The organism is Alphaproteobacteria bacterium HT1-32 (assembly GCA_009649675.1).
In the GTDB taxonomy this organism is placed as follows: Bacteria; Pseudomonadota; Alphaproteobacteria; order Rhodospirillales; family HT1-32; genus HT1-32.
In genome coordinates, this window is sequence record WJPL01000003.1 from 707,981 (window position 1) to 725,193 (window position 17,213).

At 55.5% G+C, this 17,213-nt stretch carries 16 protein-coding genes and 1 pseudogene; 10 read left to right on the top strand and 7 right to left on the bottom strand.

The features are described 5' to 3' along the window. Positions 1 to 28: 28 nt before the first annotated feature. Together GH722_18805 and GH722_18810 are read right to left on the bottom strand one after the other, a co-directional pair. Complete coding sequence (locus GH722_18805) at positions 29 to 1,045, bottom strand: 2-keto-4-pentenoate hydratase (protein ID MRG73816.1); 1,017 nt, start codon at positions 1,043 to 1,045, stop codon at positions 29 to 31. Continuing rightward, a complete protein-coding gene (locus GH722_18810; GenBank protein MRG73817.1) occupies positions 1,042 to 2,190 on the bottom strand; it encodes a homogentisate 1,2-dioxygenase in 1,149 nt (382 codons plus the stop codon). The genes GH722_18805 and GH722_18810 overlap by 4 nt, the downstream gene beginning before the upstream one ends. Positions 2,191 to 2,273: 83 nt before the next feature. Between GH722_18810 and GH722_18815 the strand changes: the two genes are divergently transcribed. The 4 genes from GH722_18815 to GH722_18830 all read left to right on the top strand — a co-directional run bounded on the left by GH722_18815 (position 2,274) and on the right by GH722_18830 (position 4,841). Then, entirely contained in the window at positions 2,274 to 2,759 is a 486-nt protein-coding gene (locus tag GH722_18815; protein ID MRG73818.1) for a MarR family transcriptional regulator, read from the top strand. A gap of 52 nt (positions 2,760 to 2,811) precedes the next feature. Beyond that, positions 2,812 to 3,456, top strand: a complete 645-nt coding sequence (maiA, locus tag GH722_18820; protein ID MRG73819.1) for a maleylacetoacetate isomerase — start codon at positions 2,812 to 2,814, stop codon at positions 3,454 to 3,456. 73 nt (positions 3,457 to 3,529) lie between these two features. Further along, positions 3,530 to 4,330 carry an enoyl-CoA hydratase gene (locus tag GH722_18825; GenBank protein MRG73820.1) on the top strand — a complete coding sequence of 267 codons (801 nt, stop codon included), beginning with the start codon at positions 3,530 to 3,532 and terminating at the stop codon, positions 4,328 to 4,330. An 88-nt stretch (positions 4,331 to 4,418) separates the two neighbouring features. Beyond that, positions 4,419 to 4,841 (top strand): universal stress protein, encoded by a 423-nt coding sequence (locus tag GH722_18830; GenBank protein ID MRG73821.1) that lies wholly within the window; start codon positions 4,419 to 4,421, stop codon positions 4,839 to 4,841. A 37-nt stretch (positions 4,842 to 4,878) separates the two neighbouring features. Here the strand turns inward: GH722_18830 and GH722_18835 are convergent, their stop codons facing one another. Further along, a complete protein-coding gene (locus GH722_18835) occupies positions 4,879 to 5,532 on the bottom strand; it encodes an ABC transporter substrate-binding protein (protein ID MRG73822.1) in 654 nt (217 codons plus the stop codon). Positions 5,533 to 5,744: 212 nt separating this feature from the next. Between GH722_18835 and GH722_18840 the strand changes: the two are divergent. Next, positions 5,745 to 7,537, top strand: a pseudogene (locus tag GH722_18840) (O-acetylhomoserine aminocarboxypropyltransferase). 55 nt (positions 7,538 to 7,592) lie between these two features. Here GH722_18840 and GH722_18845 read toward each other — a convergent pair. Then, positions 7,593 to 8,795, bottom strand: coding sequence for an MFS transporter (locus tag GH722_18845; protein MRG73823.1), 1,203 nt, complete (start codon positions 8,793 to 8,795; stop codon positions 7,593 to 7,595). 114 nt (positions 8,796 to 8,909) lie between these two features. Continuing rightward, a complete protein-coding gene (locus tag GH722_18850) occupies positions 8,910 to 9,377 on the bottom strand; it encodes an AsnC family transcriptional regulator (GenBank protein ID MRG73824.1) in 468 nt (155 codons plus the stop codon). A gap of 133 nt (positions 9,378 to 9,510) precedes the next feature. On the opposite strand from GH722_18850, the gene hppD reads away from it, so the two are divergent. The 3 genes from hppD to rimO all read left to right on the top strand — a co-directional run bounded on the left by hppD (position 9,511) and on the right by rimO (position 13,007). Further along, the gene (gene hppD, locus GH722_18855) at positions 9,511 to 10,569 is read left to right on the top strand and encodes a 4-hydroxyphenylpyruvate dioxygenase (GenBank protein ID MRG73825.1); all 1,059 of its coding nucleotides are present in this window, start codon (positions 9,511 to 9,513) and stop codon (positions 10,567 to 10,569) included. Between the two features lie 102 nt (positions 10,570 to 10,671). Next, a complete protein-coding gene (locus tag GH722_18860) occupies positions 10,672 to 11,535 on the top strand; it encodes a dienelactone hydrolase family protein (protein ID MRG73826.1) in 864 nt (287 codons plus the stop codon). 116 nt (positions 11,536 to 11,651) lie between these two features. Continuing rightward, entirely contained in the window at positions 11,652 to 13,007 is a 1,356-nt protein-coding gene (gene rimO / locus GH722_18865; GenBank protein MRG73827.1) for a 30S ribosomal protein S12 methylthiotransferase RimO, read from the top strand. On the opposite strand, the gene GH722_18870 is transcribed toward rimO, so the two are convergent. Then, positions 13,004 to 13,777 carry an NTP transferase domain-containing protein gene (locus GH722_18870; protein ID MRG73828.1) on the bottom strand — a complete coding sequence of 258 codons (774 nt, stop codon included), beginning with the start codon at positions 13,775 to 13,777 and terminating at the stop codon, positions 13,004 to 13,006. The genes rimO and GH722_18870 overlap by 4 nt on opposite strands. 120 nt (positions 13,778 to 13,897) lie before the next feature. Between GH722_18870 and hutG the strand changes: the two genes are divergently transcribed. Together hutG and aepX are read left to right on the top strand one after the other, a co-directional pair. After that, complete coding sequence (gene hutG, locus GH722_18875; GenBank protein ID MRG73829.1) at positions 13,898 to 14,701, top strand: N-formylglutamate deformylase; 804 nt, start codon at positions 13,898 to 13,900, stop codon at positions 14,699 to 14,701. Positions 14,702 to 15,048: 347 nt separating this feature from the next. Continuing rightward, complete coding sequence (gene aepX, locus GH722_18880; protein MRG73830.1) at positions 15,049 to 15,987, top strand: phosphoenolpyruvate mutase; 939 nt, start codon at positions 15,049 to 15,051, stop codon at positions 15,985 to 15,987. A gap of 8 nt (positions 15,988 to 15,995) precedes the next feature. Here the strand turns inward: aepX and GH722_18885 are convergent, their stop codons facing one another. Continuing rightward, positions 15,996 to 17,111 (bottom strand): hypothetical protein, encoded by a 1,116-nt coding sequence (locus tag GH722_18885; protein MRG73831.1) that lies wholly within the window; start codon positions 17,109 to 17,111, stop codon positions 15,996 to 15,998. Between the last annotated feature and the right edge of the window lie 102 nt (positions 17,112 to 17,213).

Below are 17,213 nucleotides of genomic sequence, written 5' to 3' on the forward strand. Positions count from 1 at the left end.
GGCAGACCCTGCTGCCGGTCTGCCCGGATCATCCGCGATAGCGCACTACCTTCTGATCGATTGCGCCGAAAATCGATGTACCGTCGATATCCAGCATCTCGATACGGATCGTGTCGCCGAACTGCATGAACGGGGTGGTCGGCTTGCCGTTATTGATGGTCTCGTACATGCGCAGTTCAGCAATACAGGAATAACCGACACCACCGTCTTCAATGGCCGAGCCATAGCGGGTGTTCTGTTTATTCGAAACGGTTCCCGAACCGATGATGGTGCCTGCTCCCAGGGGGCGGGTTTTCGCCGCATGACTGATCAGCCTCGGGAAGTTGAAAGTCATATCAACACCCGCCTGCGGCTTGCCGAACGGCTTGCCGTTGAGTTCCGACAGAAGCGGAAGGTGAAGCTTGCCACCCAGCCATGAGGCCCCCAGTTCATCTCTGGTTACGGCAACCGGTGAGAAGGCGGATGACGGTTTGGACTGAAAGAAACCAAATCCCTTTTCCAGTTCCGCCGGGATCAGGTTTCGCAGACTGACATCATTCACCAGCATCAGCAGCTTGATATGCGCTCCCGCCAGTTCCGGTGCGAGCCCCATCGGAACATCATCTGTAATCACTGCGATCTCTGACTCGAAATCAATGCCCCAGGCTTCGTCTTCCATTTCGATATCGTCACGCGGTCCGATAAAGCTGTCGGAGCCGCCCTGATACATCAGAGGGTCTTCGTAAAAACTGGCCGGCACTTCCGCATTCCGGGCTTTGCGCACCAGTTCCACATGATTGACGTAGGCACTGCCATCCGCCCACTGATAGGCACGCGGCAGAGGAGATGCCAGTGCACTCATGGCAAGATCAAAGGCATCCTTTTCAGTGCCTTCATTCAAACCGTCATAAATGCGTTCCAACTGAGGCGCGACATCATACCAGTTCTGCACGGCAAACTGCATTGTGGGGGCAACAGAGTCTGCCCGGACTGCCTTTGACAGATCACGGCTGACAACGATCAGCGTACCATCCCGGCCGCCTTCCTTCAGGGTCGCAAGCTTCACTCCGTATTCTCCTTCACACGCCAGGAATCCACATAACCATCCCACTCAACCCCGTCTGGTATTGCACCAATATCCAGCGGGTCACGGGTATCCACCATCACCGCATATTCATCTGTCGCCGGCTTACGGGGCGTAAACGCAGCCTCCAGCGCTTTCGGATGCGGCCCGTGCGTGAATCCGCAGGGATGAAATGTCACCATTCCCACCTCGATATTGTCGCGGCTGAAAAAGTCACCGGCGTGATAGAACAGAACTTCATCAAAATCATCATTGTTATGATAAAATGGGACTTTCAGCGCCTCCGGGTCACTTTCAAAAGGCCGCGGCGTAAAGGTACAGACGACGAACCGGTCGGCCACAAAGGTGGAATGAACTGACGGCGGAACATGATAGCGATGGCTCATGACCGGCCGAATATCGCGCAGATTCAGCCGGACAGCCGCAAGATCACCTTTCCAGCCAACAATATCCAGCGGGTTGTAGGGATAGCTGACCGTGCTGATGACGTTCCGCCGCTTGATCCGCACCTGCCAGACTCCACCCGGTCCGGTCTGGGTTTTCTGGTTCTCGAAGTGTTCATTGATGAGCGGCGTGTCCAGCACCGCAGGGTCGAAAATTGCATGTGGCCCAAGCACGCCTTTATCCGGCAGTTTGTAGGATCCGTTAGTTGCCTCGATCATCAGGGCCGTGACCTGGCTTGTGGTTTCAATGCGCCACATCGTACCCCGCGGCAGCAACAGATAATCCCCGGCTTCAAAAGACAGGTGACCAAAGTCACAGAACAGATCCCCCGCCCCCTGATGAATGAACAGCAGATCATCGCCATCGCCATTGCGGACCAGGTGATCCATTTTCGCCGGGGCACGCCAGAACCGCATCTGAACGGAAGCATTGTGCAGGATGGTTGTTGCCCCCCAGGGGCTGGCCTGCGTCGCGCTGATCCGGTTCAGGTCAAATGCGCGGGGACGAAGGGGACCTTCCCAGTCAACCCAGCCCGTAGGCGGATGGGCGTGATAGAAATGAGTGGCCGGACCGAAGAAGCCCTCCTTCCCCATTTCGCGCTCATAAGTGCCTTTCGGCAAAGCCACATGCGCCTGCCGGGCAGCCAGTCCGGAGCTACGCGGAAAAGAGATATTGTGCTTCATGTTCCACTCCCTGAGATGCGCCTTGACGGGTGATCTGAAATTAGTTTCATATGAAACTAAGTCAAGAATGATCGGGTGCTGCAATGGGTAGAAAATGCACAGACAGTGATAGCGGACAGGCTGAACTGCGGCTTGAGGAATTTCTGCCCTACCGCCTGTCGATTCTGGCCGGCCGGGTTTCTGTATCGTTTGCCGGTATCTACAAGCAGCGTTTCGGCATTTCGATACCCCAATGGCGCGTGCTTGCGAATCTGGGGCAATTTGCTCCGCTGTCAGCCGCTGAACTGGCCCGGCACAGCTCTATGGACAAGGTTCAGATCAGCCGGACAATCTCAAAAATGGCCCGGGCCGGGCTGATCACCCGACAGACAGACCCTGACGACAATCGCGCTCTGATTCTCAGCCTGAGTGACAGAGGGCAGGCGTTGCTTGCACAAATCATCCCGCTGGCACTGGCCTGGGAGGCAGAGCTTCTCTCGGATCTGGACGAACAGGAAATCGCTTTGCTGGATAACCTGCTGAATCGCCTTGGAAACAAGGTTGACCGGCTGTCCGCTACAGCAGATTAACGTTATAAAATACCCTCACACCGGCCCGGGACTACAAAGGGAGAGACAGCACATGAAGCATTACGGTTATTTCCGAAGTTCTGCCGCCTATCGCGTCAGAATCGCTCTGGCCCTCAAAGAACTACCGCACGACTTTATCAGCGTGCATCTGAAAAAAGACGGCGGACAGCATCAGAAGCCGGATTATCTCAGCCTCAACCCGCAGGGTCTGGTGCCGACACTGATAACCGACGACGGGGCTGCACTTACACAATCGCTGGCGATCATTGAATATCTTGATGAAGTTCACCCAACGCCTGCATTTCTGCCATCTGACCCGCTCGGGCGGGCCAAGGTTCGCGCCATCGCACAGGCGATTGCCTGCGATATTCACCCCGTCAACAATCTGCGTATTCTCGACTACATCACCGGCCCTCTGGGCGGCAGCAAGGAAGATATGCTGATCTGGTACAAACACTGGATCAATGAAGGCTTCAGGGGATTGGAAGGGCTGTTGCAGGCTTCTTCTCATGGCAAATTCTGCTATGGCGACACACCCGGTCTGGCCGATATCTGTCTGGTCCCGCAGGTGTTCAATGCCCAGCGTTTCAATTGCGACCTCTCCGCCTTCCCGCGATCTGTCGAGATTGCCAGCCGTTGCAACGAAATGCCTGCCTTCGCGAATGCTGCGCCCGGCAAACAGCCGGATGCAGAATAGACCGGTCAGGAAGGGGCGACGGCATTTGCCGTTTTCGCTATACTGACCAAAGAACCACTGAAAGCCGATTGCCATGCCTGCACCTGAAATCCTGCCTGATGCCCCGCTATTGCTGCGTGAGGATGACGGCCCCGTTGCCCGCCTCACCCTCAACCGCCCGGACCAGTTCAATGCATTGTCAGAGGAAATGCTGGATGCCCTGCAACTGACACTGGACGAAATTGCAGAGACACCGGCAATCCGTCTGGTCACCATCGGCGCCCGTGGCAAGGCGTTCTGCGCCGGACATGACCTGAAGCAGATGCGCGCCCGGCCGGACCAGCATTATTACGAATGGCTGTTCCGGAAATGCAGCCGGATGATGCTGACCATGATGCGCCTGCCACAACCGGTCATTGCCCGGGTGCAGGGCATCGCCACTGCCGCCGGGTGTCAGCTGGTTGCCAATTGCGACCTTGCCGTCGCCAGCGAGGACGCGCGATTTGCCACCTCCGGTATTGGCGTCGGGCTGTTCTGCTTTACACCCGGCGTTGCCCTGTCCCGCAATGTCAGCCGCAAAGATGCCTTCGAGATGCTGTTTACCGGTGATTTTATTGATGCGCCGAGGGCAAAATCCATGGGGCTGGTCAACCGTGTGGTCTTGCCGGAAGCACTGGATAAAGCCGTTGACGCACTGGCCGCTCCCATCCTGTCAAAATCAGCAGCTGCGGTCGCCGCCGGCAAACGCGCCTATTACCGACAGCTTGAAATGGGTGTCGATGCGGCCTACGCCTTCACCGCAGAAGAAATGGCCCGGAACATGATGTGCGCCGATGCCAGCGAGGGCATTGATGCTTTCCTGCAAAAGCGTAAACCGGAGTGGACGCACAAATAATCCGCCATTTCTTCCGGTTTTGAGATGCATCAATGCAAAACTCCGTCGCTCGCCTGACTATCTGCGGGAACGCTGATGTTCCCCACAGATGGAGGCTGCAATGTTTGATACCATTATCGTCCCGATTGATCTGAGCCAGGCAGAAGTTGCCCCGCAGATGATTAAACTTGCGAAGGCTCTTTCCAAACCCGGCGCGAAGCTGATCCTGTGCAATGTGCTCTGGAATATTCCGGAATATGTCGCGATCGAACTGCCGGAAAATCTGGGCAAGGAGGCCCGTGCAAAGGCTGAGGCGAAGCTCTCTGCGATTGCCACCCAGTCCGGAATCAGTGCGGATATCGTTGTGGCAAGCGGGCAGCCCGCAAATGAAATCATCAGGCTCGCAGAAAAACGCAATGCCGGCCTGATTATTGTCGCGTCCCACAAACCGGGACTTCAGGACTTTTTCATCGGTTCAACCGCATCGCGGATTGTCAGCCATGCAAAGTGTAATGTGCATGTGATGCGCTGAAGTATCTGCTGAAGGGGCGGGTGTCCCACCTGTCCCTTCAGGCTGTCTTGAGTTTATCGACCAGCTTGCGGAGATCCTTGATCAGCCCGGCAACCGTGCCGCCGCCGTTGCGGATCACCGCCATGAATTCATCGCGCTGGGTCTTGCGCAGGCTGATACCTTCGACGACCACATCAACGGCGCGAAGGCCGGCCGCGGTTTCGTGAACGAACCAGTCCAGCCGTACATCCTGACCGTCCTTGCCCCTGAACACGGACTGAACCCGGTGCACGTCATCCTGAAATTTGTCTGAACGGCCGACCTGAAGGCTGCCGCCATCAAATTTGGAGAACCGCTGGGCATAGGAATGAACCACATATTCCTCAAAAACCTTGAGGTAGTCGCTGCGTTCATCTTCGGTCGCCTGCCGCCAGTAGCGGCCAAGCACATATTTACCGATGTAATCAACATCGAACCCATCCTGAAACACAGCCCGCAGCTCACTGACTTTCTGTTCATCACTGCGTGCTTCATCGCTGGAAATTGTCAGCGCTCTGGAGGCCATGGACTGGACAAAGGCATCGGGTTCCGCAGCCGCCGCACGTTCGATATGCGCGACAACACCAATCATGCTGACAATGAACAGTAGGGTGATCAGCCGTTGCAGCGTCCGTGTAATGGAGTGGATCGCACTGGTGTCACTATTCGGCATGGCTCGTCTCCCACAAGATGAACGTCAGGTGACCGGTTGCCTTCAGGGTCATCACCCAGCGGGCTGTTTTCCCGGTCGTTATTCTCTCTTTGTACAGACTATATAACGGACGGGATGTGATACGGTTCACAATGACGACAAATAATCCTGAATCGATGACGAAGCCCGCTTGCTGTCCTATGATGAACATTCATTCAGATCAGAGACCCGCCATGGACCATAGTGCCTATTCCGACGATTATCTTCGCCGCGTGCTTGCCGAAACCAAAACCGTTGCCATGGTTGGGGCCTCACCCAACTGGAATCGTCCCTCCTTCTTTGTGATGAAATATCTTCAGGCCAAGGGCTACCGGGTTCTGCCGGTTAACCCCCGGTCTGCAGGTGAAGAAATTCTGGGTGAGACCGTATATGCCACTCTTGCAGAGGCCCCCGGTCCATTTGAAATGGTCGATATCTTCCGCAATTCAGCCGCTGCCGGACCAATCACGGACGAGGCAATCAGTGTCGCCGCAGACAAAGGTGTGAAGTCGGTCTGGATGCAGCTCACCGTCATCAATCCGGAAGCCGCAGAACGGGCAGAGGCGTCCGGACTTGATGTGGTGATGAACCGCTGTCCGAAGATTGAATATGGCCGGCTGTTCGGTGAACTTGCCTGGGGTGGCATCAACACCGGCATTATCACAGCCAGACGTCCGAAGGTGAAACGGGTATGAGCAGCAGCAAACCAACAAAATACGGCTTTGAGACAAGGTCCATCCATGCCGGGGCTATCCCCGACCCCACAACCGGGGCGCGGAATGTGCCGATTTACCAGACCACATCCTATGTCTTTGACGATGTGGAACATGCAGCGTCGCTGTTCAATCTGCAGACCTTTGGCTATATCTATTCCCGGCTGACCAATCCGACTGTTGCCGCTCTGGAAGAACGGGTTGCCAGCCTTGAGAACGCCCGCGCTGCCGTCGCCTGTGCTTCCGGTCATGCGGCACAGTTTCTGACCTTCTTTACCCTGCTGCAGCCCGGCGACCACTTCATTGCTTCGCGCAATCTCTATGGCGGGTCGATCACCCAGTTCGGGCTCAGCTTCAAGCGGCTGGGATGGAACTGCACCTTCGTCGATGCAACCGATCCTCAGAATATCCGTGATGCGATGACACCGGACATGAAGGCAATCTTCATTGAAACGCTGGCCAATCCCGGCGGCATCATCCTCGATATGGAGCCGATTGCCGAAATCGCGAAAGATGCCGGCATTCCGCTGATCGTCGATAACACCGTATCCACCCCCTATCTGCTGAACCCCTGCGACTGGGGCGCTGATATTGTCGTGCATTCCGCCACCAAGTTTCTTGGCGGGCATGGCACATCAATGGGCGGGGTGGTTGTTGAATCCGGTCAGTTCGACTGGGCGCAGAACAACAAGTTCCCGTCAATGACGGAACCGGAACCGGCCTATCACGGACTGACCTTCTACGAGACCTTTGGCGATTTCGGGTTCACCATGAAGGCACGTGCCGTGGCCTTGCGTGATTTCGGACCGGCGCTGTCTCCGACCAACGCCTTCAACATCATTACCGGCATCGAGACGCTGCCGGTTCGCATGGACCGGCATATTTCGAACGCCCTGAAGGTTGCGGAATTTCTTGAAGCACATCCCCGGGTAGCCTGGGTTTCATATGCCGGACTGAAATCCAGCCCCTATTATGACCTCGGACGGAAATACCTGCCAAAGGGTGCCGGATCGGTATTCACGTTCGGCGTGAAAGGCGGGTTTGAAGCTGGTGTGAAGCTGGTCGAAGCCTGCAATCTGTTTTCCCATCTCGCCAATATCGGCGACACACGCAGCCTGATTCTCCATCCCGCCTCCACAACTCACCGGCAACTGAGTGAAGAACAACGGATCACCGCTGGTGCCGGACCAGACGTCATACGCCTGTCGATCGGGCTGGAAACGGCTGACGATATCATCGCAGATCTGGATCAGGCGCTGGCCGCAAGCGGGTAATCCCCGACGGCAAGGCAGAGAATCAGCTCATTGTGTGGCCGGCTAGAAACCCTGCCTATTCCGCTGGCGCAGTGACAATGGCGTCTTCGTGACGCTCAAACGGCATCAGGGAAATGGCAATCAGGCTGACCAGCGCGAAACCGCCCAGCAGCAGCAGGATCTCTGTAAAGCCGCTGAAATGGTCATACATCTTGCCGACCACGGTCACGATCAGGGCAGTAAACCCGAGGCCCACGACAAATTTCGCAGCAAAAACCATGCTGCGCCACTTGCCGCTGGCATAGCGGGCAATGATCGCGTTCTCCGGTGCCAGACTGCCGGAATTAGCCGAGATCATCAGCGCCATCAGGGCAACAAACAACGGCCCACCGGCTATCGCAGCAAACAGAATCACCGGGGCCTGTAACAGATAGGCCCCGCCATAGACCCATTTCAGCGGATAGCGATCCGCCAGACGGCCACTGACATATTGCGCAATCATGCTGACGGAAAAGACCGCCGCCGTGAGAACACCCGCCCGCAGGGTGGATCCCTGAACCCAGTCGCTCCAGCCAACGGACAGCAGTTTCGGCATCACGTACTGGCCGGTCTGGGCAATCATCCCGCCACAGAAGATCACCAGAAACACGATTGCAAAAACACGGGTCACATCGCCACGGGTTGCAGCCTGATAATTTGTCGCATCAGCGACCGTATCCCGGATATCACCGCGCCAGACATAACCCAGGAAAGCCAGACCAGAGAGAAAACACAGGGCGCCCGGCACAAGGAAGGCAAACCGCCAGCCCGCAATATCCGTCAGGGCACCTGCAACAATCGCTGCACCGCCAACACCGGCTGCCCCGAAAATACCGTTCACACCAAGCGCCTCACCCCGGCGTTTTGCATTACGAATAAGCCAGGCAACGCCAACCGGATGATAGATCGAGGCAAACAGCCCGATGAAGAACAGGCCAATGGCAATCTGGGCAGGTGAATTGGCCAGCCCGGTTGCCATTGTCGCGACACCGGTGCCGATGAAGAACACCCCCATCATGCCAACCTGGCTCCACCGGTCGCCAAGCCATCCGGCTGGCAGCGCACCAAACCCCATCATTGCGATACCCAGCCAGGCAATGCCCAGCATTTCGCCATAGGTGACATTAAAAACAGACGGCAAAACCAGCACAACCGTGCCATAGAGCAGCGTCAGCAGGTGAGAGAACAGATGCGCAATCCCGGAGAAAACCATCGTCAGTCGGGCCACGTTATTCGTCATCAGTTCTTTCCCTGCAAAAATATGCTGCACCCCGTATCAACAGGCCGCAGTCCCCTATCATGGGACGCTAACCTGCAATCGCAGCCAGCGACAAGCGCACTATTTGCATAACTGTTATGTTGTCGACAACGGTAAGGCAGTCGTCTGCTTGATCCGGTCGAGCGCGATGTTCGACTTCACATTTGCGACTTCAGGCAAAGCCAGCAGGTCGTGCATCAGCACATCCGAGAAGGATTTCAGGTTCGTCGCGACGACCCGCAACAGATAATCCCCCTCACCCGTTACCGCCCAGCATTCAAGAATATTTGGCAGGCGTTCTATCGCCCGGTGAAACCGGGCGGCCGGTACTTCGCCATGCTGGGCAAGCGTGACAGTAACAAAGGCTGTCACATCAAAACCAAAAGCGACCGGGTCCAGCAGAGCCGCATAACCGGAGACCAGCCCGGCCTCTTCCAGTCTGCGTAACCGGCGACCGCATTGCGACGCTGACAACCCGACTGCCTCACCCACGTTCTGAAGCGGCAGCCGCCCATCTTCCTGAAGTACGGCCAGTATGCGGGTGTCCAGTCTGTCGAGTTTCATATCCGCGAATTTCCTGCATAAAATAATAAATATCGGAGATATAATTGCATGAATTCTCAGCGGGGCAATGTATTCGCCAACATCGATTGCGGTGAAACTGATATGATCGGTTCACATTCATGATGAGGAACCGATGACCGACACCAACCCGATGGGCACCGACGGATTTGAATTTGTTGAATATACCGCACCGGACACGGCCGCTCTGGCACAATTGTTCGAAACCATGGGGTTTACAGCTGTTGCAAGGCACCGGTCAAAGGATGTCACCCTGTACAGACAGGGCGAAATCAACTTCATCATCAATGCGGAACCGGACAGCTTTGCCCAGTCCTTCGCCCGTGTTCACGGCCCCTCCGCCTGCGCCATCGCCTTTCGGGTGAAAGATGCTGCCGCAGCCTTCAGACGTGCCGTGTCACTCGGTGCCAAACCGTTCGAGGGCCGGGTCGGCCCCATGGAGCTCAATATCCCGGCCATCCATGGTATCGGCGACAGCCTCATCTATCTTGTCGACCGTTATGGCGAGGACACCATCTATGATGTCGACTTCCGCCCCCTGCCCGGCGCAGAACAGAATCCTGCCGGGGCCGGGCTGACCACGATCGATCATCTCACCCACAACGTCTATCGTGGACGGATGGATATCTGGTCCGGGTTTTATGAAAAGCTCTTCAATTTCCGCGAGATCCGGTATTTCGATATTGAGGGAAAGCTGACCGGGCTGAAAAGCAAGGCGATGACCAGTCCCTGCGGCAAAATCCGCATTCCGATCAATGAAAGCTCAGACGACAAGTCTCAGATTCAGGAATATCTGGAAGCCTATCGTGGCGAGGGCATCCAGCATATCGCTCTGTCGACCAGTGATATCTACGACACTGTTGCCGAACTGGCGAAGATCGGCGTGACCTTCATGGACCCGCCACCCGATACCTATTACGAGATGCTGCCGGACCGGCTGCCCGGCCATGGCGAGGATATTGCGGCTCTCCGGAAACTCGGGGTGCTCATTGATGGCGCTCCGACAGATGATGGGGGCATTCTGCTGCAGATTTTCACCTCGACCGTTATCGGCCCGATCTTCTTTGAAGTCATTCAGCGCAAGGGGGATGAAGGCTTTGGCGAGGGCAACTTCCGCGCCCTGTTTGAAAGCATCGAGCAGGACCAGATCAAACGGGGGGTTCTGAAAGTCTGACCTCCGGGAATTTATTTTCTGGCGCTACTTGCCGCCCTGATCCGCCCATTCCAGATATTCATCGCCCGGACTAGCCGGGTGCATCCTGTGGGAGATAAAGGGATGGATCAGAAAATCATCGCGCTCTACGACGAATATACTCATACGCCCTTGCCACGGCGCGTTTTCCTGACGCGTCTGGCAAAAATCGCCGGCGGTACAGCTGCCGCCTACGCCTTGTTACCGGTTCTCGAAAACCGTTATGCACAGGCCGCCATCATTGCCGAAGATGACAGCCGGATCACCACCTCCATGACCACCTATCCGGTCGATGCAGGTGAGATGAAAGCCTATATGGCAAAGCCCGCGACCGGCAGCAACTTTCCGTCAGTTATCGTGATTCACGAAAACCGCGGACTGAACCCGCATATCAGGGACATCGCCCGCCGTTTTGCCGTTGAAGGCTATATGGCGCTTGCGGTCGACGCGCTGACCCCTCTGGGCGGCACCCCGGAAGATGAGGACAAGGCCCGCGAAATGATCGGCAAGCTGGACATGGATGTGACGCTGCAAAGCTACATGTCTGCCGTCGACTTCCTCAGCGACCATCCGGAAGGTAATGCCATGGTTGCCTCTGTCGGCTTCTGCTGGGGTGGCGGCATGTCGGCTAAGCTTGCCGTCAATTCGGAAAACCTCGATGCCGCAGTTGTCTATTATGGCAGTGCGCCAAAAAGCGACGAAGTCAGCAGCATCACCGGATCACTGTTACTGCATTACGCCGGGCTTGATGAACGTATCAACGCCGGCATTCCGGAATTTGAAGCTGCACTGAAGAAAGCCAAGATCAAATACCAGCTGCATATGTATGAGGGCGTCAATCACGCCTTCAACAACGACACCAATGCTGCGCGCTACAACAAGGAAGCCGCGGATCTCGCCTGGGCGCGGACCCTTGACTTCATCAAGGTACGGCTGGCAACAGCCTGACCGGCACACCCCGTCATCCCTCCTTGCGCCTGCGTGAGGAGGGATGATACCCGCGACACCCCGTGCAGCCTCACTCTCGGCTGGACATTCTGCCGCCAATACCCGACATAGCGCGCATGAAACAGACAGCGCCAAAAGTGGGACTGGTCAGCCTTGGCTGCCCGAAGGCCCTTGTTGATTCCGAGCGTATCCTGACCCGCCTCCGGGCAGAGGGCTACGAAGTTTCCGACAGCTATGACGGGGCCGATGCGGTCATCGTCAATACCTGTGGCTTTCTGGACAGCGCCCGCGCTGAATCGCTGGAGACCATAGGCGAGGCCCTGAACGAGAATGGCAAGGTCATCGTCACCGGCTGTATGGGTGGTGACGAAGCGACCATTCGCGGCATCCATCCCGGCGTACTGTCTGTTACCGGGCCACATCAGTATGAAGCAGTGGTCGATGCTGTCCATAACGTGCTGCCGCCCATGCATGACCCGTTCATTGATCTGGTCCCCGCACAGGGTCTGAAACTCACGCCCCGGCATTACGCCTATCTGAAAATATCCGAGGGCTGTAACAATCGCTGCAGCTTCTGCATCATCCCGCAATTACGCGGTGACCTTGTCAGCCGTCCGATCACGGATGTGCTGAAGGAAGCTGAAAATCTGGCTCTGTCCGGCGTGCGTGAACTGCTGGTCATCTCACAGGATACCAGCGCCTACGGCGTGGACCTGAAATATGCGCGCGGTACCTGGCAGGAACGCGAGATCCGGACCAAGTTCCTTGATCTTTGTCAGGCGCTTGGCGACCTCGGCATCTGGGTCCGGCTGCATTATGTCTATCCCTATCCGCATGTTGACGATGTCATTCCGCTGATGGCAGACGGCCATATCCTCCCCTATCTCGACATTCCGTTTCAGCATGCCAGTCCGCGTGTGCTGAAGGCCATGCGCCGCCCCGCGCATCAGGAAAAGACGCTGGACCGCATCAAACGCTGGCGCGAAATCTGCCCTGACCTGGCACTTCGGTCCACCTTCATCGTCGGGTTCCCCGGCGAAACCGAAGACGAGTTCGAAGAACTTCTGGACTGGATTGATGTTGCCCAGATCGACCGCGCCGGCTGTTTCAAGTACGAGCCGGTCGACGGTGCTCCGGCCAATGAGATGGGCGAGCCGGTCGATGAGGAAGTTGTCGATTACCGCTGGTCAGCCTTCATGGAACTTCAGCGGAAGATCAGTGAAGACCGCATGAAAACCCGGCTCGGCAAGACACTGGAAGTCCTGATCGACGAAGTTGACGAGGAAGGCGCTATCGGCCGCTCATATGCTGATGCACCGGAAATCGACGGCTGTGTGTTCCTGAACGGGGAAACCCGCTTCAAGGCCGGTGACATGGTCCGGGCGAAAATCGAGAACGCCGACGAATATGATCTGTGGGGCGAAGTCGCGGACGACGAAAAGCCGATCCGCCCAACACCCCGCCGACGCTAAACCGCGCGGCGGATCGCGTCTTCCGAAGGTTCCTGCATGGCCGGCAGCACTTCCGCTCCCGCCTTTTCGACATCTTCCTGAAAGTCGATCTCGATCCAGGGCAGACCAGTGATGTCTTCCCATCCGAACCGGTCACGAGAGCCGGTCAGCAGAATGTCCCGCAGGGCTTCTTCATACCAGTCGAAGACCTTGTTGTTCTCGATGTAGAGCTGCGTCTGGTCGACCAGCTGCTGTGCGACATCCGGTGAAAAGCGGAAAAAGCCCACGGACTCACCACACCAGTCGTACTCGGCTGACAGCCATTTGCGGAATTCGACGATCTGCTCATCCCGGATGCAGAGCTTGACCGGCTCGTCACCCTGCTCGAAATCCCGGTCAACGAGGAAGCTGTTGGGGTTTTCTGAGGCAAGCAGGCGTTCCAGAATCCGCACGTCATACAGCACGTCGCCATCCATCAGCAGCACATCATCTCCTGATGTCAGCTCCTGACGGGCATACCACAGGCTGATGATATTACCTTCGCGGAACCGGTCGTTGAAGATCGTGCGAACCATATCGCGGGCACCGATGCGATTGATTTCGTCGACGATCTGGTCGGCCTGATACCCGATCACGATGGTCAGCTGGGTCACACCACAGGCGCGCAGCGATTCAATATGCCGCTGCAACAATGTCTTTCCACCGAATTTCAGGAGAACCTTGGGCGGGTGATCGCCGCTTTCTCCTACCAGTCGGCTGCCGACGCCGGCTGCAAGCATGATCGCTTTCATCTGATCTGTCGCTCCTGCAGAAAATCAAAACAGACAAGAAGTCTGGAAACCGGGGGTATATCGCCGCATGCTGTTCTCTGCAACCCGGCTGATATAAACAGTCGCCAGTATGAGAGCACCATGACCGCCGATAAAACCTATATTTTCACGCAGGGTACAGCGCCGCTGCTGGTCAGCATGCCGCATGACGGCACCGAACTGCCTGATGACATTGCCGTGACCATGACGGAAACCGCCCGCACGGTACCGGATACTGACTGGCATATGCGCAAGCTCTACGATTTTGCCACAGAACTCGGTGCCAGTATCCTGCGCCCGCTCAACTCCCGCTATGTGGTCGACCTTAATCGCCCCCCCGATGGCGCTTCGCTTTATCCCGGCCAGCGGGTCACCGAACTCTGCCCGACCTGGATGTTTGATGGTGATCCCGTCTACCTGCCGGGCAAGGAACCGGATCAGGCTGAGATCGAACGCCGGGTCGGATTGTACTGGCATCCCTATCATCAGAAGGTCGAGGAAGAATTGCAACGCCTCAAGGCAGTGCATGGCGTGGCAATGTTGTTCGAAGCCCATTCAATCCGGGGCCATGTGCCGGAACTGTTTGAAGGGCGGCTGCCGGATCTGAATCTTGGTACCAACAAGGGGGCTGCCTGTGATCCGGTCCTCGAATCACGTCTCGCCGAAATTGCCGCCAATGCCGGTCCTTTCACCGGCGTCACCAACGGACGGTTCACCGGTGGTTATCTGACCCGTATCAACGGTCGCCCGGCTGAAAATATCCATGCCGTGCAGCTGGAACAGGTTCAGGACACCTATATGGATGAATTCCCGCCCTTTGCCTGGCGGGCCGACAAGGCCGCGAAAGTACAGCCCTATAACCGCGCCCTGATCGAATGCATGCTCGACTGGGCCGCCGGAAAATAAAACAGTCTGCATCCTTCGGGACGGGCTTTCAGCCCTCCTCAGGATGAGGAAGATATCGAAAACGTCCTCATTCTGAGCAGGCATGTCAGTGCCGTCCCGAAGGATTGCGCTATCTGCTGATCCTCCCATCTGCTGCAAAAAGCATGAAGTCCCGGACCCGTTCCGGGACTGCCTGCGACGCTGAACGCAGGTATCCGCAAGCTTTCCCCACAGAAATCATCCGTACCCGTCTTCCCTTCACACCAGATTTATCACCTTCATTCTTGCATCGTCAGGTCCGGCGCTTTACCAAGCATTTAATCAATCTATGTATTCCATAGATTAAATCTATATTATTGGAGTTCACTATGAGCCTTCACCCCTTCCCGACCGCCATCACGCCCAGCAACAAATTCGCCAGACTTCGCGATATACTGAGCAGTAACGATCTCCGTTTCATCATGGAGGCGCATAACGGTCTGTCGGCGAAAATCGTTGAAGAGACGGGCTTTGAGGGTATCTGGGCATCCGGCCTGTCAATTTCGGCAGCCCTTGGTGTGCGCGACAGCAACGAAGCTTCCTGGACGCAGGTTCTCGAAGTGCTCGAATTCATGTCAGACGCAACCGACATTCCGATTCTGCTCGACGGTGATACCGGCTATGGCAACTTCAACAATATGCGCCGCCTTGTCACAAAGCTCTGCCAGCGCGGCGTTGCCGGTGTCTGCATTGAGGACAAGCTGTTCCCGAAAACCAACAGCTTCCTCGGCGAAGCCCAGCCGCTGGCTGATATCGACGAGTTCTGCGGCAAGATCAAAGCCGGCAAGGACAGCCAGCTGGACGACAATTTCTCTATCGTGGCCCGGATCGAGGCTCTGATTTCCGGCTGGGGTGTTGATGAGGCGCTCCGCCGTGCAGAAGCCTATCATCAGGCCGGGGCAGACGCCGTACTGATCCATTCAAAGAAGGCCGACCCGTCAGAAATCTTTGCCTTCACAAAGGCATGGGAGAATCGCTGCCCGGTCGTCATCGTACCGACGATGTATTATGAGACCCCGACAGAAGACTTCCGCACAGCCGGCGTCTCCACCGTCATCTGGGCCAATCACAACCTGCGCTCAGTCATCCATGCCATGCAGGAAACCAGCCGCCGGATCTTCGAAAGCCAGACACTGGCCGGAATCGAGGCCGAACTGCCGACAGTCCGGGAAGTCTTCCGTCTTGCCGGCAATGCCGAACTGTCGGACGCAGAAGCCCGCTACCTGCCGCAAAGCGGCCAGCGCCCGACTGCCCTGCGTGCGGTCTAAAGCTGATATTAGCCAACAAGGATACCATGTTTTGGCAAAAGGTCTCGAAGTACAAATATACGATGCAAAGAAGCTGCCTGATAAAATCGAAACACTTCCCGATCCAACGCAACCTGGTGATCCTCTGTTCCGTCAAGGTTGTCCCAGTCAGTATTAAGACGAATACCATCATAAATAGGGATCAACTCGCCCTCAATTCCAAGACTTCCATCTGAAAATGCTCTTTTCCACGCATCTATTCTACCGTCTTTATTTTTTTGAACTTGGAGAACTTGAGTTACCACGCTCTTAATACTACCAAAAGGAACGCAATCACGATCAACAAATTCTTGATTTTCGCCTCCCACCCTGCAAAAATATTCATGTATTTTTTCACATCCTTCTAGAAAAGTTTCTTGGTTATTCCGCTCTGATATCTCGAGTTCATCATTTTCATATTCAAACGACCAAATAAGATACGGACGGTCTGGAAATGTAGCGACACCTCCGTGGCCAAGCGCACCTGACAACTCCTCAGCTGCAAAGCTTTGAAAAGAATGATTAAACTGCATAAACCTGCTTCTTATGTTTTCAAACAACCCCCCTTGAGTGCCATTTTTTTCAAAAAAACTTTCCGCCTTTGTCTGAATATAGTCACGAATTTCGCCTGAAACGTTTTTCAGGTCTATCGAATCTTGAGCAACCCGATTACCGCGAGAACTCACGCCAGAAAACCCATAATGCGAAAAGGTATCGGCATATACATGCGCAGTAATACCAAACAGTTCAGGCGCGAACTTCCGATCAGAAAACTGTAAATGATGCTCCAGCATTTCACGAGATATTGCGCTATCTTTTCGACATTTTAATCGCTCAGTGTATTCAGCGCCTTCATTACCTGGAAGAAAATGGAATGGAGCCCATACATTTCTTTGATCCTCTTTATTCACATTACTTAAATCAATCGGATGATGCGCTGTTGCTTGTACAAACAAATGAGCGCCATCAAGAAACTCGGCACCACTTCGTGCTACATTATCATCCACAAACTGAGCAGCCGTAGCAATTCTCGAACAGATATCCGGACGGAGTCCTGCTGTCCTCGCAAGTACATAAGTGCCATAATAATGCATATCAGTTTGCATTTTGCCCCCAAAATATTATTAATTGATCGTTTGTACATATCATTATACTACTTTTATATGCAATCGATTTACTTTCAATAAAACCTTCAGAGCCGTACTATC